Origin of the sequence: Nitrospira defluvii (assembly GCF_905220995.1) — a bacterium.
Classification (GTDB): domain Bacteria; phylum Nitrospirota; class Nitrospiria; order Nitrospirales; family Nitrospiraceae; genus Nitrospira_A; species Nitrospira_A defluvii_C.
In genome coordinates this window covers 1-19,811 of record NZ_CAJNBJ010000002.1, presented here as the reverse complement: position 1 = coordinate 19,811, position 19,811 = coordinate 1, and the positions used below count along the sequence as shown (strand labels likewise).

Below are 19,811 nucleotides of genomic sequence, written 5' to 3'. Positions count from 1 at the left end.
CTCGGCTGGACGTTGGAGTTATGACGAACCACCCCCTTGCCGCCGCTCTGGTTCTTGCCGTTCTGCTGGTGTTTCCACCAGTCCACGGATGGTCCATGGACCCCCTCCCGTTGGAGCCCGACGTGAACAGTCGTCTCGACGAAGTCTACGACCATGAGTCAAGAATGTTCATCATGCTCTATTCGTTGCAGGGTGACGGTAAGGTGGACTATGTGACGGGGCGGCTGGTGCAGGAATACACGAGGAGCAACTACGGGAATCCGGTCTACTACACGGAACAGTATCCGCTTTTTTACTGGTGGAACCACACCATGTTCAACGACCCCGATCAGGACGGGGTCAACGGGAACGAACAGGTCTACCAGGAAAACATCGAATTCGACGTGGCGCGGTATAAGCCCTGTCTTTTTAACGGCCAGCCATGTTAGTCCCGGCTGCCCAGAAAGGCCGCCAGCGGCGTTCTCCGTCGCACGCCTCCTTGCGACGCACCCAGAGGGTACGCCTCAGTCGACGTGCTCCCTGCGGCCTTGCTGGACGACCGTTCTGAGCAGCCTGGCCTGCACACCGGTCTCTCCTCACCTCGCTCGATCACTCAAATACCAGCACCTGACAGGGCGCTCGATGCAGCACCGCATGGGACACGCTTCCCAGCACGAACCGGGTGATGCCCTGCCTCGCGCGAGAGCCGACCAGAATCAGGTCAACTCGCAGCCGTTCCGCCTCATGAAGAATCATGGTCAGGGGAACCCCCAGCAGGCTCGTGGCGCGAGTCGTATACCCGAGCGCGCGTAACTTCGCCGCGACCTCCTCGACGAAGTCCCGGGCATGACCAAGGGCCTGGGCTTCCAGCTGTTCTGCAGCCCTATTGTCCACAGGCCAGGGTGGGCGGGTCGGTGGGAGCACGGTGAGCAGGTTCACGTTGACTGGCTCGTGAAAGGGCTGTTTCGCCAGAAATCGCACGGCTGCTTCGGCGTCCGAGGTCCCTTGCAGCGGGAGAAGGACCTCCTTCAGGCTACGAAGGGAACCTTGCAAGATCAGTTTGGCGCAAGGCGCCATGCTCAGTACCCGGTGCGATACGCTGCCGAACAATCGTTCCTTCACTGGCCCGAGCCCCCTGGCTCCCATGACGATGAGGTCGACGTGGCGCGATTCGGCCGCTGCGACGATCTGTTCCGCCGGCGATCCGACCTCCAGGAGTTTCGTGACCGGCCCGCTGTGCAACGGGAGAAGGGACTGCACCCGCGTCAACAACTGCTCGCCGTCTTCCTTCATACTGCGTTCCAACTGGGCATACAGTTCCTGCGCGACCTCGGGCATCATCATGGGATAGGCCGGTTTCGGCGCGTCGACGACATGCAGAAGCGTGAGATCATCGGCCCGGCGGAGATATTTGAGGGCGCGAACGCCCTCGTAGGAATGGTCCGATCCATCGACTGCCAGCAGGGTCTTCATGGGGGCTCCTTTACGCTGAGGATGCGGGACTGAGGTGTCGCTCGAACCAATGCAAAGCTTCACGAGCCACCTGTTCGAGGGTACCTGGTTCTTCGAACAGATGGCTCGCACCGGGAATAATGATGAGCTGCTTCTCGCACGTGAGTTGCGCGAGCGCCTCCTCATTCATGTCGATGACGGGGCCGTCGTCGCCGCCCACGAGCAGCAGCGTCGGCGCGGTGACCCGGCTGAGGTAGGGACCTGCCAAGTCCGGTCGTCCGCCTCGTGACACCACTGCGTCCACGGCCTGGGGTTTCCGCGCCGCTGCTTGCAAGGCTGCCGCAGCTCCCGTGCTCGCACCGAAGTATCCGGCCCTCAATCCGCTGGTCGGGCGATGTGTGGCCAACCAGGTCTGGGCCAGCAGGAGTCGGTCGGTCAGCAGATCGATGTTGAAGACTTTCCGTCGATCGTCGGCCTCGTCGGCAGTAAGCAGATCCAGCAACAGGGTGGCAAAACCGCCGGTGTCCAGCACACGGGCCACGTATTGATTACGCGGGCTGAATCGGCCGCTGCCGCTACCATGAGCAAAGGCCACGACCCCTGTCGCGTGGTCGGGAATTCTCAGAATGCCGTCCAGCCTGACCCCGTCGCCGGTGATCGTGATCTGATTCATGCTGTCCTGGCGCATAGGTCAAACGTCGGGCCCCGTTCGAAGGTGACGACCGCTCAATGACATTCTGTCGGGCAGAAGAAGATCAAGTAGATCGCAACGGCGGTCCCAATCAAGACCGCTCCAAGCAACAGCCACTGTGTTCGCGACATGGTGTCATCCTTTCAACGGTTCACTGAGCAAGACAAATGCCATCAAGGAAGCGAGTCGGGCTTCCGCTGGTGTGAACGCAGCAGGCCGTGACTGTCCTCTATTCAGCGAAACAGACTCATCCGGAGGCCAGTCCCATCCGGCGTCAGCTTTGAGAACTCTGTGGCGTTGTGCTACAGGATACGAATCTCTGCTGTAGCAGGACACCACCGGCAGAGAGCAGACGGTGACGGGGCATAGCAAATTGCCCATGAAACGCAGGGATTCCTGAAGGATTCCTGACAGCTTCCGCGCCGCAGCAATGGCATTGGCCTTGCTGATGGTTAGGCATGATGCCCGCTCCGGAGGTGTGATGGCAGATCGGCTCTTCACGAAAATTCTGGTTCCCGTGGATTTCTCTCCCTGTTCAGAGGAGGCGTACCGGATTGCGCTCTCCTTCGCCAAGTCCTATCAAGCGGAGGTGCTGCTGTTGCACGTCGTCGATACGAAGAGTCTCGATGCCCTGAATCGACTCGGATTGGCGCCGGCTTCGGAGGCGGCGAAGCAGAAGAAGCAGTTGCATCATGTTGCGCGCCTGAATGCCAGACAATTGCTGGCCTGGGATGAAGCGAAGGGCGTCACGGTCAGGCGGTTGCTGGCCGATGGATCTCCGTTCGAAGAAATTGCCAGGACGGCGCGGGTAGAAGGGGTGGATTTGGTGGTGATGGGCAGTTACGGAGGGGCGTTGGGTGGTGTTGATAAGATTTTCTTCGGGAGCACCGCGGAGAAAGTCGTCCGGACGGCCGGATGTCCGGTGCTCACGGTACCCTTGCCGATCAAACGGGGCAAGGTGCGGGCGGCGAAAAGCACGTAGGCGAGAACGACAGCAGAAGGAGGCAGCGATATGGGTGCGACGTGGGCAAGGGTGGTGTTGAGTGGCAAGCAGATCCTGTTGGCGACCGGATGTGTGCTTACGCTGTGTTCGCAGGGGGGAGCTCAGGCGGAGCAGCGGATCGAAGTGAGCATCAAGAATTTTGCGTTCGTGACGAAACAGGTCCCACTCCACCTGGGCGTGCCGACGGTCATCGCCATTACCAATGAAGATGAGGAGCGGCACGATTTCGGCTCCACCATGTTCGAGGGGATTCCGACACGTGTGACGTCGGGCGGAGTCGTCTCGTACGGGAAAGGCATCAGCGGAGTCTTCCTCGACGCCAAAAAGGAGGCGGTGATCCGGTTCAACATGGAGCGGCCCGGCCGCCATGAATTTCGTTGTTCGATTCATCAGAACATGAAGGGTGAACTGCTCCTCCTAAGCGTGGAGGCGGTCTAACCCATGGCGTCTCTGATCAAACGAATCCTGTTTGCGACGGATTTTTCGGCTTGCGCCGACCGGGCGCTGGAGTATGCCCTGACTCTGACGGATCTCTGGAAGTCGGAACTCACGGTGATGACGGTGCTCGAACTGTATCCGGGAATGGACCCGGACTACACCGTCAACAAGATGTACCTGGATCATTTGCGGGACGAAGCGAAGCGTCAGTTGGCCTCGCTGGAGAGCAGGGTCAAGGCGGCCGGTCACTCGATCGCGACCCGTATTGACGTCGGCATCCCGAGCCAATGTGTGCAAGCCGTGGCGGAGGAAATCGGTGCCGACCTGCTGGTGGTCGGGACACATGGGCGAACCGGGCTCGATCACGTCCTCGTGGGCAGTACGGCGGAGCGGGTGGTGCGCATCGCGCCTTGTCCCGTGCTCGCGGTGAAGGCCGACAAGGGTGCGGCCCCGGCAACTCAGGCTCCGGCGATCAAACGGATCGTGGTGCCGATCGATCTCTCGACCTGTTCGCTGGATGCGCTGGAGTACGCCGTGCAGTTTGCGAAGCCGCTCGGGGCTTCCCTCACGATCCTCCATGCCATGGAGCCGGTCGCGTACGGGTTGGATTTCAGCCTCAGCCATGCAAAAGAATGGAAGGAGCAGCGGGCCTATCTGGAAAAACGGCTGACGGTGCTCACGGCTTGTCTGACCGCCCATGATCTTCAGGCCGACTATGCTCTGAAACCGGGTTTGCCGGCCGACTCGATTACGTCCTACGTGACCGCGCAGGGGTACGACCTCATGATCATGGGTACCCATGGGAGGCGCGGCCTCTCACACGTGCTGGTCGGGAGTATTGCCGGCGCCATGTTGCGGCATGCGCCCTGTCCGGTGCTCACCGTCCGTCGGCTCAAGGTTGGTCCGGACTATCAACGTGTCGTTCCGCTGGGAGAGTCATAACCGCTTGGTCTCGCGTAAAGGAGTCCGTCAATGAAACCCAACGTCAAAAAACGGTCAGCGGTGAAATCAAAACCCGCAGCTGCAGCCAGGCCTGTCGGAGCATCGATCGAGCTGCCTGAGGGCATGTGGGAGCGGATCTCGCAGAAAGCCTACGAGCTCTGGAAGGAGCGGGGCTCCCGCGAAGGGTACGCCCTGCAGGACTGGTTGGATGCGGAATCGGCCGTCATGGGGGAGATTCATGAAGCTCGCGAATGAGCGGGTTGCCGCGCGTTCGGTTCCGATCGTCAAGGAATTGGACAATCTGCTGTCGAGACTGGATCGCCTGTCCATGGCACCGGGGTTCGAGCAGCAGCGCAGACTCGCTTTCATGCGCGCATTGCAGGTCTATGCGGAATTGGGGACACAGTCGCCCTTGTCGCCGCTGCCGGAAGAAGTCGAACTTGCCGATCTCCTGCTGTACGCAGACTTTTATCCTGAAGATGGGCAGTTGACCTTGATTGAGCAACTGCGCGACGTCATCACCGAACACATCCCCGAGGAAGAGCGGGTGTGGCTCGACCCGCTCAAACATTCTTATATCGACCTGGTTGAGGTCCTGCCCAGTCAGTCCGGGGCCCAGCGGCGTTCATTGCGGTCTATCGGCAACGGTCGGGTGTATGAGATACCGGCCGAGAGCCTGGACCGCACCATCGACACCGGGCACATGCTGCTGACCCGCCTCGTTCGCGAGCCCGGCGATCCAGAAAGCCCCCTGGCCGTTCTGGCCGGGCCGATCTTACTGTTGTCGCGCGAAGATGCGCGGACCCTGTACGAACAAACAGCGGACGAACGTCGGGAGATGGAGGTAGTCGGCGGTTCCTTCGAACTGGGCGACTGGCCGGAATTCGCAAAGCGGTTCGGCCATATTCTGCTGAGAAATTTTGCTCGTATGCGTTTCGCGGCCCTGGTCGAGGCCGTGAGCGAGATTCGCTATCGGACGCCCGATGGTCTGCCTCATTGGTATGTCATCGCGCTGTACGAACACCACGAATTCACCTTCATCGCCGGTGGCATGGCTGAACTCGAAGGGTGGATTGAAGAATTGCCCCTGCAAGTGAAGGCGACAGCCGGCTCCAAGAAGCTTCGTCGGTTTATCCTGCGCCCGAAGGGAACCGACACGACAGCCACGGCTCAGGCGCGGGTGACGGTTACGGCCACCGAGCTCTATGTGGAGTGCGACTCACGAGAGCGGTTGGACGGCATCAAACATAGTCTTGCGGCCACCTTCGGATTTTCGTTGCACTTCCGAGGAGAAACCGCCCAGCCTCCGGTGCGTCAGGTCACCAGGGAAGAGTTGTCAACCCAGGAGCCATTGACCCTCGTGGTGAGTCACGAGGAGGATCGGGCACTGGTGAACACCTTTCTCGAAACTGTGTATCTCGAATGGGCCGACCGCGAATCGCCGGTGCTTGGTGGCGAGACGCCTCGACACGTCGTCAAGACGCCGGCGGGGCAAGCCAAGGTCGCAGGGCTGATCGATGAAATGGAACGGTGCGATATCGGCCTACTGCGCAGCGGCGTGGCCGCGTTCGACTATAACAAGCTGCGCGCGCACGTCGGCCTCTGCTGAGGTGCGACGTGAAAGGTGAAACGAACCTGAGTTCGGCGAGATACGGACGACGAAATGCGAGCGACGGTCTGTGTATGCATGAGCAGGTGAAAGACATTCTGGATCGGTTTCGCGGCGAACCGCCCAATATTTTGCAGTCGCTCCTCGCCCTCCAGGAACAGCTCGGATATGTGCCGGCCGACATGGTGCCGGTCATCGCGAAGAGCCTTGGTGTCACCACTGCGGAGGTGGCAGGTGTCCTATCGTATTACCCGGATCTGCGTTCCTCGGCGCCGGGACGTCACATCATTCGGGTCTGCATGGGGGAGTCCTGTTACGCCAACGGCTGCGGGCAAGTGCTGCGTCAATTACAAGAACGCCTGCGGACCGATGTTCATGAGACGATGCCGGGAGGACGGTTCACGCTCGACACCATGTCCTGCGCAGGCAATTGTGCGGTGTCCCCTACGGTCATCATCGATCGCGACCTGTACGGTCGCGTGCTGCCGTCGCAGCTGGACCGTATACTCGAGGGCTACAAATAGTCGAGTGCCGCAGATGATGCGGTCTGTGCCGGATTCGTGGCCCGCAGGCAAGTTTCATCGTTTCCCATTGCCCGGATATTCTGCTGAGGACCATGGCCATAAGACTCTATCTTTCCAACGATACCTCGGCGCGCGCGGCCGGTGCCGCTGCGCTGGCCGAGGCCTGGTCCGACCGGTCTGACGTCCAGCTCATCCGGACGTCTTCGCGGGGGGCCTTCTACCTTGAACCGATGGTGGAGCGTGACGGTCCCGACGGCCGGATCGCCTGGTTCAACGTATCCCCACAGGACTTGCCCGCCATTCTGTCCGGTACGGGTGGGATACCTGTGCAGACGATCCCCTTTCTCGCCCAGCAGACGAGATATACCTTTGCTAACTTCGGTGAGACGGAACCCCTGGCCCTGGATGAATACCAGGCGCGTGGCGGATTGTCCGGGTTGGAGGCGGCGTTTCGACTGACGCCCGATGCCATTATCGAAGAGCTTCGAGTCTCGCAGTTGCGCGGGCGCGGCGGCGCGGCATTCCCTGTGTGGAACAAGTGGAAGGTCGCTCAGCAGGCGAAGGGGGCGCAGAAATATGTGGTGGCCAACGCGGACGAAGGCGATGCCGGTACCTATTGCGACCGGATGATTCTGGAAGGCGATCCGTTTCGCGTGCTGGAAGGGATGTTGATCTGCGCCCGGGCTATCGGAGCGGGCTGGGGCTATGTCTATTGCCGACAAGAATACCCTGCCGCTGCGGCCACGTTGCGCGCCGCCATTCACAAGGCTGATGAAGCGGAGCTGCTGGAGCTGAACGGGGAACCGTTTCCCATCGAGGTGGTCGAGGGCGCGGGTTCCTACGTCTGCGGAGAAGAGACAGCCCTGCTTGAATCGCTGGAAGGGAAGCGAGGGGTGGTGCGTGCGCGGCCGCCGTACCCCGCGCAATCCGGCTTGTACGGCTGTCCCACCATCGTCAGCAATGTCCTCACGTTTGCGACGATTCCGCAGATTCTCTCACGGGGCGGATCCTGGCATGCCTCGCTGGGCACGGAACAATCGCGCGGCACCGTTGTCTTGCAGTTGGGCGGGCGCGTGAAACATCCGGGCCTGGTGGAGGTTCCGTTCGGCCTGAGTCTCCACCAGGTGTTGGAGCAGTTCGGCGGAGGGATGGCACCAGGCTCACGGTTCAAGGCCGTGCAGGTCGGCGGACCGCTGGGCAGTCTCTTCCCGACGACCGGACTCGATATGTCGATTTGTTACGACGCGTTTGCCAAGGCCGGCGCGGTGCTGGGGCATGGCGGGATTGTGGTCTACGACCATGAGACCGATATGGTGGACCTGGCGCGCCACTTCATGGCCTTCACCGCCGACGAGTCCTGCGGCAAGTGCACACCGTGCCGCATTGGGTCGGTCCGAGGTCGCGAGATTCTCGAACGTATCCAGGCGGGCAGCGGCACAATGGACGATCTCCGGCTGCTGGACGATCTCGGCGAGACCATGAAACTCGCCAGTCTCTGCGCCTTGGGCGGACGGGCGCCCTATCCGGTGCTCACGGCCATCGAACATTTTCCCGCCGAGTTCCGCAGCAAACTGAGGACGTAAGGCGAAAAGTGTAAAACGGCGAAAGTGACATGTGACACGGAACACATCAGGCGGGCACTGAGGAACAGCGGAATCCGAGAGACGAACGACGAGATACGAGGAAAAGCCAGGTGAAGCTGGAAATTAACGGACGATCGGTTGAGGCCTCGCCGGGCGACACGATTTACGTCGCGGCAAAGAGGGCGGGCATTGCCATTCCGGCACTCTGCACCTCGGACCACCTGGCTCCTTTCGGATCCTGCCGCATGTGTCTCTGCGAGGTCGACGGCCAACATGGTACGCCGGCCTCCTGCACGACGCCGGTGCGAGAGGGCATGGTCGTCCATACTGAGAGTGAACGTGTGCGACGGCTCCGGAAACACCTTGTCGAGCTGTACCTGTCTGAACAACCGTCGGGAGATCGAGTGCCGGAGCCCTTGCACCGGTTGGCGCATGCGCTGGACCTGGGGCATGTCCGGTATACGCAGCCCGCCACCAGAGTCGACACCGTCGATCGCTCGAATCCGTTTTTCATCTTCGACAACGCCGTCTGTATTTCCTGCGCCCGCTGCGTCCGGGCCTGTGATGAAATTCAAGGCACGCATGCGCTGACGATGCTACACCGGGGATTCGGGAGCCGACCGACGGCGGGAGGATCCGCATTGATCGGAGAGTCGGCCGGTTTTGCGTCGTCGAATTGCGTCTCCTGCGGCGCCTGCGTGAAGGAATGTCCGACCGGCGCCTTGATCGAGAAGACTGTGATTGAAGAAGGCGAGCCGCTACATGCTGTTCGTACCACCTGTGCCTACTGCGGGGTCGGCTGCAGTTTCGAGGCCGGCGTGCGGGAGGAACGAGTCGTACGAATGGTCCCGGCCGATGACGGGCCTTCAAATCAGGGCCATGCCTGCATGAAGGGCCGCTTCGGGTGGACGTATAACTATGCGCCGGACCGGCTGCGTACGCCCCTACTGCGACAGGGGCAGGAATGGGTCGAAATTTCCTGGTCCGCAGCTCTCGATCGGATCGCCGAGGAATGGACCCGCATCAAATCCGCTCACGGTCCGGACGCCCTCGCCACGATCTCCTCCAGCCGCGGCACGAACGAAGAAAATTATCTGTTCGGCAAGTTCATGCGTTGCGTGATCGGCAGCAATCACATCGATAACTGTGCGCGGGTCTGTCACAGCGCGACCGTGACCGGGATGATGGAAACACTCGGCGCCTCGGCGGCGACCAATTCGATTCATGACCTAGATCTGGCCAAGTTGATTCTGGTGGTCGGCGCCAATCCCACCGAATCGCATCCGGTGCTGGGGGCGCGCATCAAACGGGCGGCGCGCCGCGGCGTGCCGTTGGTCGTCATCGATCCCCGCCGAACGGAATTGGCGCGTTTGGCGGATCTCCATCTGCAACTGCATCCCGGGACCAACGTGGCTCTGTTGAACGGCATGGGGCATGTCATTGTCAAGGAGCATCTGACCGATACGGTGTTCGTGAGTAATCGGACGCAAGGATTCGACGAGTGGTTGAACCTGGTGGCCGGTTGCACGCCCGAGGCGACGTCGAGTGTGACCGGCGTGCCGGTGCATCTCATCACCGAAGCGGCGCGGCTCTATGCGAAGAGCGGTGGTTCGATGGCCGTGCATGGGCTGGGCATGACCGAACATCGGTGGGGCAGCCACGGCGTGATGGCCCTGGTGAATCTGGCGCTGGCCACGGGCAACATCGGAAAACCCGGCACCGGGATTAATCCGTTGCGTGGCCAAAACAATGTGCAGGGGGCGTCGGATGTGGGCTGCTTGCCCACCTTTTTTGCGGGCTATCAGCCGTTGACCGATTCGACGTTGGGCGCGGCGCACCTTGCCGTCACCGGCCGACCCTTGCCGACGGCGCGGGGCATGAAAACGCCCGACATGTGGGACGCGGCTCTGGCCGGCAGACTCAAAACATTGTGGATCATCGGCTACGACGTGGCTCAGACCGATCCTAATCTGAAAAAAGTGCATGCGGCGCTCAACAGCCTGGAGTTCCTCATCGTGCAGGATCTGTTCATGAGCGAGACGGCCAAGCTGGCGCATCTCGTCATTCCCGGCGCGTCGTTCCTCGAAAAGGACGGGACGTTTACAAACCTCGAGCGTCGCATTCAGCGGATCAGGAAAGCCGTGGAACCGCCGAATGGAGTGCTGCCGGACTGGCAGGTGGTCTGCGAAGTGTCCGCGCGGATGGGGTATCCGATGCAGTATTCCCATCCCTCGGCGATCATGGATGAGATTGCGCAACTGGCGCCGCTGTTTGCCGGCGTCTCGTACGACCGGCTCGATCGGCCGGAGGGATTGCAGTGGCCCGTGCCCTCGACGACACATCCGGGTACTGCGCTGATGCATGAACAGTCGTTTCCGAAAGGGAAGGCGCAGTTTGTCCCCGTGGAGTATCTGCCGCCCGGAGAGATCCCAAGCGATACCTATCCGCTGGTGCTGATCACCGGGAGAATTCTGCAACATTACAATTGTGGTGCGCAGACCAGGCGAACCGACATCATGCAGGTGGTTGATACCGACGTGTTGGAAATTCATGCCGGCGACGCGGCCCGGCTGGACCTCCGTGAGGGCGACCAGGTCCGACTGATCAGCGCACGCGGGGAGGCACGGTTGCCTGTGGTGGTGAGCGACCGGGTCCAACCGGGAGAGCTCTTCACGAGTTTTCACTTCCCGGATACGGATCTGAACGTGCTGTTGTCGTCCAGTGCCGATGAAAGTTCCAAGTGCCCGGAGTATAAGGTCTCGACGGTGCGGCTTGAGAAAGTGACGCAGACTGCCGTGCCCGCCCCCTCCATGCATGTGATGTTGATCACGTGACGACTGAGCCTGCCATCCCCGCGCCTGGGTCCGTCGCCGATGCCTATCCGCCTCCGGAGATCGCGGCACGTGTGTGTAAGCTTGGCCTGGCCAAGGTGAACACGGCGGTGCCGACGATGCTGGCGCTGGCGGTGCTGGCCGGCGCGTTCATTTCGTTGGGCGCATTGTTTTACACGGTGACGATCACGGTGGGGAAAGAGGGCCCGACCTTGCCGTTCGGGTTGTTGCGCTTGGTCGGAGGGATGACCTTCAGTTTGGGGCTGATCCTGGTGGTGGTCGGTGGCGCGGAACTCTTTACGGGGAATAATTTGATTGCGATGGCCTGGGCGACCGGATGTGTTCAGACGCGACAGGTTGTGCGGAACTGGCTGTGGGTCTATCTCGGGAATTTGCTCGGGGCCGTCGGAACGGCGGTGCTGGTGCTCCTCGCCGGGGTTCAGACGTTGGGGGACGGTGCGGTCGGCGAAACGATGGTGCGCATCGCGCGCAGCAAGATCGCCCTGGATCCGATGGCGGCCTTCGCCCGCGGCATGCTCTGCAATGTGCTGGTGTGCCTGGCGGTCTGGCTCTGCATGGGTGCGCGAACCGTGGCGGATAAAATTCTCGCCATCCTCTTTCCGATCAGCGCGTTCGTCGCCTGTGGATTTGAGCATTCCGTGGCGAACATGTTCTTCCTGCCGTTAGGTCTCGCCCTGGCCGCGGGCGGGCCTGCGTCGTTCTCCATCGCGGACGCGTTGAGTAACCTCGCACTGGTCACCCTCGGCAACATCATCGGCGGGACGGTGTTAGTGGCGCTGGTCTATTGGTTCATTTACCTGCGAACCGCTCCCCAAACGCGATGAGGCCTCCTCGGATCAGCGGGCTTCCAACCCTTCCTTGATCGCCTTTGCGACGTCGCCGCATTCCGTCACCACCTCGACGCGGTACTGAGCCCCGGGGTTGCGCGGTGTTCTGTGGACCACGCAGGATTCGAAGTCCGTGATCGCGCTGTTTTCGAAGGTGCGGCTCCAGATCTCGGAGACGCGTGTGCGCTCATCCTGCTGATGCCGATCGATCGCCAGCCAGCCGACCAATGCGACTGCGCCGATCAGCAAACCCATGCCGAGCAGCTTGACGGGCTTGCTCCGCAGCACCTTGAGGAGAACATACAGGGCAGCCCCGCCCACCAGGAGCGCCGCCACGACGGCGATCGCGAGTTCCGTCGGCTCCAATTCCAGGTAGCGGGAGTTCCACGAGAGGCCTAAGCTTGTCACGTTCATCTCATCCCTCTCCCTATGGCCTCTTATACCAGGTCAGCCACACAAAAGCCTCCTCTGATTCATGACAGAGGGATTTTGTCGGGGAGCGTCGGTTCATGTGATGCTGTAGTCGAGGCAACGGTGTGCGCGAGTCGCCATAGAAGAAACCCTCAGGTCGGTCGTGAGATTCACGATTCTGATGCCGTCAGCGCGTGCCGCAGTGGTATGCTGCACCTCGTGAGTCTCCTGTGTGCTTGATCGCATGAACGATTCATCCATTCGCGCCTATCTGACTCCGCGCCTCGGCATCATGCTGCCCCTGGGCTTTGCCTCCGGACTCCCGCTCGCCCTCACTGGTGCGACGTTGCAAGCCTGGCTCACGGAAGCCGGCATGGACCTGACTACCATCGGTCTCTTCGCCTATGTGGGTCTTCCCTATACGCTGAAGTTTCTCTGGGCCCCGGTGATGGATCGGATCGTGCCGCCTTGGCTGGGGCGCCGGCGAGGGTGGATGCTTGTGACCCAGACCGGTCTCGCCCTCGCGCTGGCGCTCATGGCCTTGGTCGGACCATCCAGTGGGGCGCAGGTCTTCGCAGCCCTGGCGTTGGGTGTGGCCTTTCTGTCTGCCTCGCAAGACATTGTGTATGACGCCTACCGGACCGATGTGCTGAAACCGGAAGAACGGGGATTGGGGGCCGCCACCTGGGTGATGGGCTATCGGATCGCCATGATCGCGTCCGGCTCGTTAGCCTTGATCCTGGCCTCTCGCATGGGCTGGTCGGTTGCCTATCTGTGCATGGCCGGTTTGATGGCCTTGGGCGTTGTCACGATTCTCCTGAGTCCTGAGCCGGAGGAGGCGCAGGTTGCGCCGAAGTCGATGGCGGAGGCGGTGTGGGGGCCATTGACGGAATTTCTCTCACGTCCCATGGCTCTGGCCTTGCTGGGCCTGATCGTACTCTACAAACTCGGGGATGCCTTTGCCGGTGCGTTGACGACGTCGTTTCTCCTGCGCGGCATGCAATTTTCGTCGGAAGACATCGGCGTGGTGCGCGCCTTCGGGATTGGCGCGACCATTCTCGGCGCCTTCATCGGCGGGGCGCTGTTGCCGCGAATGGGACTCTTTCGGGCTCTGTTTCTGTTCGGGGTGCTGCAGGCCCTGTCGAACCTGTCGTTCTTGTGGTTGGCCTGGGTGGGAAAGAGTTACCCCGTGATGGCGTTCGCGATCGGAGTCGAAAATCTCACCGGCGGCATGGGGACGGCGGCGTTCGTGGCGCTGGTCATGTCGCTCTGCAACCATCGCTACACGGCGACCCAGTTTGCGCTGCTGTCCTCGGTTGAGGCGCTCGGTCGTGTCTTCCTCGGTTGGCCTGCGGCAAAACTGGTGGGGTTGGCCGGCTGGGGGCCGTTTTTCTTTGTTACTTTTCTGGCCGCATTGCCGGGCCTCTGGCTCTTGTGGTATCTGCGGAAGCCGGTGGCCGATCATGCCGAGATGAACGTGGGAAGGAGCGAAATCGAGGCGCCCTGCTAGTAGGCTGCGAAACACTCGTTCCGTGAGGCCATTGTCAGGATGCTCAAACAGGCTGTCCAGCAAGGCCGCAGCACATGAAGAGCCGAGGCGTACCCTTGGGGTACGTTGAGGGTCTGAATGAAGCGAGAACGCCGCTGCCGGCCTGTTTCAGCATCCTCCTCCTACTTCACCTTCCGCTGCAAAAACAGCACGAATAACATCAAGGTCGGCAACGGAGCCAATGCGAAGGGCACCAGCCACAGCAGCACGTTTTTCCCCCGTACCCGGGCTTGATCGAACATCCAGATGAAGACCCAGACCAGCAATCCGATGTAATTCACAGCCATCCAGCGGGTGGTATGGATCTTCAGCCCGCTGACCGATTCGGCCTCACCTTGAATCAGAAACAGGCCGATGAGCAGGACGAATCCGGCCAGCAGGCCCGTGACGAGGCGTTTACTCCACACAAACATAGGGACTCCTTCCGTTGTCGTCGAATCGGCGTCTCGGCACGCCTCGGGATTCCATTCTTTGGAAATCGGGCGTAAGCTAAACAGCGCCGGTTCATTTGTCAAACCATCCGCACGATCGTCCAGATCATGCGGCAACAGCTTCCCAATAGGGCAATGTAATGAGTAACCTGACGCTGAGCTCGGTGGTGGTCGGCTTGATGGTGGCCGTGTGGTTGGCGGCGACCAATCCGACGATGGAGACCTATGTGCAGTTCGTCGAGGCTCGTCTGACTGCCGAGATCGAGAAGATGGACCAATCCGGGCCTCGTCACGATCGCGACCTGATCAAGGCGATTTTCCGGGCGCAAGGCCCCAAACTCGTGGAGGGGTTGGTGAAACCGAACACGACGCGGAACAATTGGGGGTTGTTGAGTCTGTATGAAACCAACGTGCTGGATCAGCCGGTGCTGGTGCTGGGAGTGGCCGGTCACTTTGTCCCGTTGCGCGGGGTGGAAGAGGCGACCCTGAAGGTCGGTCGGCTCGCGTTCTAACCTGTGCCATGAATTTTCTCGCCCCGCTGTGAAAAACCTCCCTCCACAGCCCAGAATTTGCTGTGGATAACTGGTCGAAAAATGAAGAAAACCTGCATCAATTCTGGCATCGACGCTATCACCAGCTTATCCCCATTACTCACAGGTGTGCCACAACATTTTGTTTGACAAAAAAATGGGATCACTATATCTAGTAGGCATTGCAGTTGAGTGCGAGTTTGTTGAAGAGATCGACCCTGATGGGCAAGCCTCTTTTCCAGTCACACCCAGTACCCTAGTTGCCATCCGGCCCCCAGCACCGAACGTTCGGTACCTGTTAAGGAGGAACCAGTGAGAATTGAACGAAGATTCACCAAGCGTGGGCAGAGCCCCTATGAGGGTCTTGCGTTCGTAAAACGTTCCTCGGAGATCCGGAATCCCGACGGATCGACCGTGTTCAAGTTGGATCATATCGACATCCCGGAACATTGGACGCAATTGGCGATCGATATTCTGGCGCAGAAATATTTCCGTAAGGCCGGGGTGCCGCAGGTTCACGAGGACGGCACGCCGGTGGTGGATGCCGCAGGCAAACCCGTCCTGGGCGGCGAGCGTGATGCCCGGCAGGTGTTCGAGCGGCTGGCCGGCTGCTGGACCTTCTGGGGCAAGAACCACGGCTATTTCAAGACGCCGGAAGATGCGACCGCCTTCCACGATGAAATGTGTTACATGCTGGCCCATCAGATGGCCGCCCCCAACAGTCCCCAGTGGTTCAACACGGGGCTGCATTACGCCTACGGGCTCTCGGGGCCGGCGCAAGGCCACTTTTATGTCGATCCCACGCTGGGTGAGGTGGTCCGGGCCACGAACGCCTTCGAACATCCGCAGCCGCATGCCTGCTTCATCCAGTCGATCGAAGACGATCTCGTCAACGAGAACGGCATCATGGATCTGTGGGTGCGTGAGGCGCGGCTCTTCAAGTACGGATCAGGCACCGGCACCAATTTCTCGCGCTTGCGCGGCGACGGCGAATCGCTGTCGGGCGGCGGCCGCTCTTCCGGGCTCATGTCGTTCCTGAAAATCGGCGATCGCGCCGCCGGGGCGATCAAGTCTGGCGGGACGACGAGACGCGCGGCCAAGATGGTCTGTCTGGATCTCGATCACCCTGATATCGAAGAGTTCATCGATTGGAAAGTCGTCGAAGAGCAAAAGGTCGCCGCCATGGTGACCGGCTCCAAGATTTGTGCGCAACGGCTGAACGCCGTGCTCAAGGCCTGCCAATCCACGGATGTGCAGGGTATGGTGCAGCTTGAACTGGACATGAAGAAGAACCAGTCACTGCGCGAGGCCGTGACGACGGCCCGGCGCGATATGGTGCCCGAGGCCTATATCCACCGTATGTTTGACTATGCGAAGCAAGGCTACACCCACTTCGTGTTCCACGAGTACGACACCAACTGGGACGGCAAGGCCTACCAGACCGTGTCGGGACAGAACTCCAACAATAGCGTGCGGATTCCGAATGCGTTCTTCGACGCGTTGGAGCGCGACGGCGATTGGGAACTGCGTCGCAGGATCGACGGCAAGGTCAGCAAGACGCTCAAGGCGCGCGACCTGTGGGACAAGATTGCCTGGGCCGCGTGGATTTGCGCCGATCCCGGCACCCAGTACGATACAACGATCAACGAGTGGCACACCTGCCCGGAAGACGGTCGGATCAACGCGTCCAACCCCTGTTCGGAATACATGTTCCTGGACGACACGGCCTGTAACCTGGCCTCGTTGAACCTGGTGAAGTTTTTTAATGAGGAAGGGGAGTTCGATCTGGAGTCGTTCCGCCATGCCGTCCGGTTGTGGACGGTGGCGTTGGAAATCAGCGTGCTGATGGCCTCGTTTCCCAGCCGCGCGATTGCGCAGAAGAGCTACGACTATCGCACGCTGGGATTGGGCTATGCCAATCTCGGCACCATTCTCATGAAGCAAAGCATTCCCTACGATTCTCCGAAGGCGACGGCCATTTGCGCCGCGATCACGGCCATCATGACCGGCGAGTCTTATGCGACATCGGCAGAAATGGCGGCGGAAATCGGGCCCTTCCCCTGTTATAGCCGGAACCGTGAGTCGATGTTACGCGTGATCCGGAATCACCGGCGGGCGGCATACAGCGCGCCGCAGGCAGAGTATGAGGGGCTCACGATTTTGCCGGCCTCGATTCAGCCGGAACATTGTCCGCCCGCGATGTTGCTGGCGGCGAGACGCGCCTGGGATCGTGCCTTGGAGTTGGGCACAGCCTATGGATTCCGGAACGCGCAGGTCACCGTGATCGCGCCGACCGGTACCATCGGACTCGTGATGGATTGCGATACCACCGGGATCGAGCCGGACTTCGCCCTGGTCAAGTTCAAGAAACTGGCAGGCGGAGGCTATTTCAAGATCATCAATCAAAGTCTGCCGCCGGCGCTGCAGGCGCTCGGCTACACCGAAGGCCAGATCCGTGACATCGTGGCCTATTGCGCCGGACATCAAACTCTCAAGGGTGCGCCGTTCATCAACCATGAGGTGTTGCGTCAAAAGGGGTTCGACGATGCGGCCTTGGAACGGTTGGAAGGGTCGTTGGCGCAGGCGTTCGAAATCCAGTTTGCCTTCAACAAATATACGTTGGGTGAAGAATTCTGCCGCCAGAATCTGGGCATCACTGAGGCACAGTTGGTCGATCCGACCTTCAACATGCTGAAGTCGCTGGGCTTCACGCAGGAGGAGGTCTCGGCGGCGAACGACTATTGCTGCGGCACGATGACGGTTGAAGGTGCGCCCCATCTCAAGCTGGAGCATCTGCCGATCTTCGATTGCGCCAACCGGTGCGGCCGAATCGGCCAGCGGTTCATTCCCGTGGATGCGCATATCCGCATGATGGCAGCGGCCCAGCCCTTCATCAGCGGCGCAATCAGCAAGACCATCAACATGCCTTCCGATGCCACGTTGGAAGACGTCAAAGCGGCCTACCTCTTCGCCTGGAAGAGCATGGTGAAGGCCGTGGCGCTGTATCGTGACGGTTCGAAGCTGAGTCAGCCGTTGAACGCCTCATCCGACAGCGGAAAAGGTGCAGAGGCGGCGCCCAGCGTCGCACAGGTGGCGGAAAAAGTTGCCGAACGGGTGTTGGTGCGGTACCTCCACAAGCGCCGTTCATTGCCGGCGCGACGCGGCGGGTATACGCAAAAAGCCATCATCGGCGGACACAAGTTGTATCTGCGCACCGGCGAATATGAAGACGGGACGCTCGGCGAAATTTTCCTCGATATGCACAAGGAAGGCGCGGCCTTCCGCAGCCTGATGAATAACTTTGCCATCGCGATTTCCCTCGGCCTGCAGCACGGCGTGCCGTTGGAGGAGTTCGTCGAAGCCTTCGTCTTCACCCGGTTCGAGCCGAACGGGCCGGTGAAGTTGAACGACCGGATCAAGATGGCCACGTCGATCATCGACTACATCTTCCGCGAGCTGGCGATCACGTATCTGGAACGGAAGGATCTGGCACAGGTGCAGGAAGACGATTTGCGGATGGATTCGATGAAGAAGGACGATCAGGACCCAGAATGTGACGACGAAGAAGTCGACATGACGGCGTTGAAGAAAGCCTCGATCCTCACCGAACATCTGCCCGTGCGACGGAACGGGATGAACGGTGGCAACGGTCACTCACAGAGAGCCGGCAACGGCAGCGTCGCCCATAAATTGGAGTTGAAGCGAGAGACCTTGACCGTGACCTCGGTGAGACAAGAAGCGAGAGAGAAGGGCTACGAGGGTGATCCGTGCCAGAATTGCAAACAGTTCACGCTCGTGCGCAACGGGACCTGTCTGAAGTGCATGACCTGCGGGGAAACAAGCGGGTGTTCGTAGGGCGCACTGAATGATCCCGTCGGTGCTGTACAGATAGCCCGGTAGAAAACGTACCGTGCAGCGAAAGCCGTTCCTGCTTTAGGCAAACCCTAGGGCAGGAACGGCTTTTTTGTGCCTATTTGGGGGGAGTACATGCTCCGAAGGGCCATCGAGGAGGGAGCTGTTCGGTTACGAGAAAATTGGTTGCATTGTTATTCCCTATATCACGTGAGCGTACTCAGACTCGCCCTTCCTAAAATAAATAGCTCGTCTAAAAACTTCGACGAGTGACCTACGTATGGCCGAGTCGATCGAAGTTGACCACAGTTTCTTCACTCGTGACTTCTCAACTACTTATGAAATGGTTGTATTGTTTTGCTCAGATGATACAGCACAGCGTGCAGGATCATGGCTTTATTGACAGGCTTGAATTCCTACAGGGAGGGAAACTCCCGTATCGAAGAAAATGAACTGCGGCCAGGCCTGGCTCGAAGGCACCGGGAACGGCGGCGTCGCCGCCACCGGTTGTCGGCTCGGTTCGCGGCGGGACGTTCCACCGTCAGCCAGGAGGATGCAGATAAGAGCGCGCGCCTTGAGGTGATCAAGAGTCTTGAGGTGAGGGTAGATGGGGTAGCTCGCACCAGCAGGAGATAAGCGAGGCGGGATTCTCTTACAGAGTCTCCTCCGATGTGGTGGAGACGGTCCATATTAGCTTTCCAGACTCTAAATTCTTCAGCGGCATACCGACTCTGCGGAACGCACTAATATTCGCCGACTCGCCTCGATCGGGATCGGACGGTTTACGCTTGCAGCGTCAATCTGAAGGCACTGGACGAACGGCATGCGGAGTTAAGCCGTCAAGCTGCGACGGCACAGCAGCAGGGCGAGGTGCTGCGAGCGCTGGAACTGTGGCATCAGGCGCTCGAAGCGGATGCGACCGCCGAGCAGCTCGACCGGCGTCTTCGATACCTCGCTCAGCAACAGGCGGGAGATGAGTCCGGCGCCCCGCCTGTCGGGCCAGGTCAACGACTCGGACGGCTCGATTGACCTTCCCCCGTTTGTTACACCACGGTCAAGGTCGTTGAGTCCTGTGCCCGATGAGCCCCGGCTTGATGGTGACGAATGAATTCCTGGGGTGTCACATCCCCAATTGCGC

Annotated in this window: 18 protein-coding genes; 14 read left to right on the top strand and 4 right to left on the bottom strand. The window is 60.3% G+C overall.

From position 1 onward, the window contains the following. Positions 1–20 precede the first annotated feature (20 nt). Entirely contained in the window at positions 21–428 is a 408-nt protein-coding gene (locus KJA79_RS07460) for a hypothetical protein (RefSeq protein WP_213041409.1), read from the top strand. A 160-nt stretch (positions 429–588) separates the two neighbouring features. Here the strand turns inward: KJA79_RS07460 and KJA79_RS07455 are convergent, their stop codons facing one another. Together KJA79_RS07455 and KJA79_RS07450 are read right to left on the bottom strand one after the other, a co-directional pair. Continuing rightward, the gene (locus KJA79_RS07455) at positions 589–1,452 is read right to left on the bottom strand and encodes a universal stress protein (protein ID WP_213041408.1); all 864 of its coding nucleotides are present in this window, start codon (positions 1,450–1,452) and stop codon (positions 589–591) included. A gap of 10 nt (positions 1,453–1,462) precedes the next feature. Further along, positions 1,463–2,104: a dienelactone hydrolase family protein gene (locus tag KJA79_RS07450; protein ID WP_246507512.1), complete on the bottom strand. Its 642-nt coding sequence runs from the start codon at positions 2,102–2,104 to the stop codon at positions 1,463–1,465. A 499-nt stretch (positions 2,105–2,603) separates the two neighbouring features. Here KJA79_RS07450 and KJA79_RS07445 point away from each other — a divergent pair, with 499 nt between their 5' ends. From KJA79_RS07445 to KJA79_RS07405, 9 genes are all read left to right on the top strand, one after another. Next, positions 2,604–3,104 carry a universal stress protein gene (locus tag KJA79_RS07445; protein WP_213041406.1) on the top strand — a complete coding sequence of 167 codons (501 nt, stop codon included), beginning with the start codon at positions 2,604–2,606 and terminating at the stop codon, positions 3,102–3,104. A gap of 30 nt (positions 3,105–3,134) precedes the next feature. Then, the gene (locus KJA79_RS07440; RefSeq protein WP_213041405.1) at positions 3,135–3,563 is read left to right on the top strand and encodes a cupredoxin domain-containing protein; all 429 of its coding nucleotides are present in this window, start codon (positions 3,135–3,137) and stop codon (positions 3,561–3,563) included. A 3-nt stretch (positions 3,564–3,566) separates the two neighbouring features. Next, a complete protein-coding gene (locus KJA79_RS07435) occupies positions 3,567–4,505 on the top strand; it encodes a universal stress protein (RefSeq protein ID WP_213041404.1) in 939 nt (312 codons plus the stop codon). Between the two features lie 30 nt (positions 4,506–4,535). After that, positions 4,536–4,760, top strand: a complete 225-nt coding sequence (locus tag KJA79_RS07430; RefSeq protein ID WP_213041403.1) for a DUF2934 domain-containing protein — start codon at positions 4,536–4,538, stop codon at positions 4,758–4,760. Beyond that, complete coding sequence (locus KJA79_RS07425) at positions 4,744–6,114, top strand: hypothetical protein (RefSeq protein ID WP_213041402.1); 1,371 nt, start codon at positions 4,744–4,746, stop codon at positions 6,112–6,114. The genes KJA79_RS07430 and KJA79_RS07425 overlap by 17 nt, the downstream gene beginning before the upstream one ends. 74 nt (positions 6,115–6,188) lie before the next feature. Further along, complete coding sequence (locus KJA79_RS07420) at positions 6,189–6,638, top strand: NADH-quinone oxidoreductase subunit NuoE family protein (protein WP_213041401.1); 450 nt, start codon at positions 6,189–6,191, stop codon at positions 6,636–6,638. A 92-nt stretch (positions 6,639–6,730) separates the two neighbouring features. Further along, complete coding sequence (locus KJA79_RS07415; RefSeq protein ID WP_213041400.1) at positions 6,731–8,221, top strand: NADH-ubiquinone oxidoreductase-F iron-sulfur binding region domain-containing protein; 1,491 nt, start codon at positions 6,731–6,733, stop codon at positions 8,219–8,221. A 110-nt stretch (positions 8,222–8,331) separates the two neighbouring features. After that, a complete protein-coding gene (gene fdhF, locus KJA79_RS07410; RefSeq protein ID WP_213041399.1) occupies positions 8,332–11,055 on the top strand; it encodes a formate dehydrogenase subunit alpha in 2,724 nt (907 codons plus the stop codon). Next, the gene (locus tag KJA79_RS07405; RefSeq protein ID WP_213041398.1) at positions 11,052–11,897 is read left to right on the top strand and encodes a formate/nitrite transporter family protein; all 846 of its coding nucleotides are present in this window, start codon (positions 11,052–11,054) and stop codon (positions 11,895–11,897) included. The genes fdhF and KJA79_RS07405 overlap by 4 nt, the downstream gene beginning before the upstream one ends. 12 nt (positions 11,898–11,909) lie before the next feature. Here the strand turns inward: KJA79_RS07405 and KJA79_RS07400 are convergent, their stop codons facing one another. After that, complete coding sequence (locus KJA79_RS07400) at positions 11,910–12,314, bottom strand: hypothetical protein (protein ID WP_213041397.1); 405 nt, start codon at positions 12,312–12,314, stop codon at positions 11,910–11,912. Between the two features lie 241 nt (positions 12,315–12,555). Between KJA79_RS07400 and KJA79_RS07395 the strand changes: the two genes are divergently transcribed. Further along, positions 12,556–13,821, top strand: a complete 1,266-nt coding sequence (locus KJA79_RS07395) for an AmpG family muropeptide MFS transporter (RefSeq protein WP_213041396.1) — start codon at positions 12,556–12,558, stop codon at positions 13,819–13,821. A 161-nt stretch (positions 13,822–13,982) separates the two neighbouring features. On the opposite strand, the gene KJA79_RS07390 is transcribed toward KJA79_RS07395, so the two are convergent. After that, complete coding sequence (locus KJA79_RS07390) at positions 13,983–14,273, bottom strand: hypothetical protein (RefSeq protein WP_213041395.1); 291 nt, start codon at positions 14,271–14,273, stop codon at positions 13,983–13,985. A gap of 158 nt (positions 14,274–14,431) precedes the next feature. Here KJA79_RS07390 and KJA79_RS07385 point away from each other — a divergent pair, with 158 nt between their 5' ends. The 3 genes from KJA79_RS07385 (at position 14,432) to KJA79_RS07375 (ending at position 19,702) form a co-directional block, all read left to right on the top strand. Next, positions 14,432–14,803 (top strand): DUF4359 domain-containing protein, encoded by a 372-nt coding sequence (locus tag KJA79_RS07385; RefSeq protein WP_213041394.1) that lies wholly within the window; start codon positions 14,432–14,434, stop codon positions 14,801–14,803. A 330-nt stretch (positions 14,804–15,133) separates the two neighbouring features. Further along, a complete protein-coding gene (locus KJA79_RS07380; protein WP_213041393.1) occupies positions 15,134–18,676 on the top strand; it encodes a vitamin B12-dependent ribonucleotide reductase in 3,543 nt (1,180 codons plus the stop codon). Between the two features lie 867 nt (positions 18,677–19,543). After that, positions 19,544–19,702: a hypothetical protein gene (locus KJA79_RS07375; RefSeq protein WP_213041392.1), complete on the top strand. Its 159-nt coding sequence runs from the start codon at positions 19,544–19,546 to the stop codon at positions 19,700–19,702. Positions 19,703–19,811: the final 109 nt, after the last annotated feature.

Excerpts from the sequence above, each read along its gene's own strand:
- KJA79_RS07385 (WP_213041394.1), top strand. The coding sequence starts at position 14,432 with ATGAGTAACCTGACGCTGAGCTCGGTGGTGGTCGGCTTGATGGTGGCC.
- KJA79_RS07400 (WP_213041397.1), bottom strand. The coding sequence starts at position 12,314 with ATGAACGTGACAAGCTTAGGCCTCTCGTGGAACTCCCGCTACCTGGAA.
- KJA79_RS07430 (WP_213041403.1), top strand. The coding sequence starts at position 4,536 with ATGAAACCCAACGTCAAAAAACGGTCAGCGGTGAAATCAAAACCCGCA.
- KJA79_RS07450 (WP_246507512.1), bottom strand. The coding sequence starts at position 2,104 with ATGAATCAGATCACGATCACCGGCGACGGGGTCAGGCTGGACGGCATT.
- KJA79_RS07415 (WP_213041400.1), top strand. The coding sequence starts at position 6,731 with ATGGCCATAAGACTCTATCTTTCCAACGATACCTCGGCGCGCGCGGCC.
- KJA79_RS07435 (WP_213041404.1), top strand. The coding sequence starts at position 3,567 with ATGGCGTCTCTGATCAAACGAATCCTGTTTGCGACGGATTTTTCGGCT.
- KJA79_RS07395 (WP_213041396.1), top strand. The coding sequence starts at position 12,556 with ATGAACGATTCATCCATTCGCGCCTATCTGACTCCGCGCCTCGGCATC.
- KJA79_RS07390 (WP_213041395.1), bottom strand. The coding sequence starts at position 14,273 with ATGTTTGTGTGGAGTAAACGCCTCGTCACGGGCCTGCTGGCCGGATTC.
- KJA79_RS07455 (WP_213041408.1), bottom strand. The coding sequence starts at position 1,452 with ATGAAGACCCTGCTGGCAGTCGATGGATCGGACCATTCCTACGAGGGC.
- KJA79_RS07445 (WP_213041406.1), top strand. The coding sequence starts at position 2,604 with ATGGCAGATCGGCTCTTCACGAAAATTCTGGTTCCCGTGGATTTCTCT.
- KJA79_RS07440 (WP_213041405.1), top strand. The coding sequence starts at position 3,135 with ATGGGTGCGACGTGGGCAAGGGTGGTGTTGAGTGGCAAGCAGATCCTG.
- KJA79_RS07420 (WP_213041401.1), top strand. The coding sequence starts at position 6,189 with ATGCATGAGCAGGTGAAAGACATTCTGGATCGGTTTCGCGGCGAACCG.
- KJA79_RS07425 (WP_213041402.1), top strand. The coding sequence starts at position 4,744 with ATGAAGCTCGCGAATGAGCGGGTTGCCGCGCGTTCGGTTCCGATCGTC.
- KJA79_RS07460 (WP_213041409.1), top strand. The coding sequence starts at position 21 with ATGACGAACCACCCCCTTGCCGCCGCTCTGGTTCTTGCCGTTCTGCTG.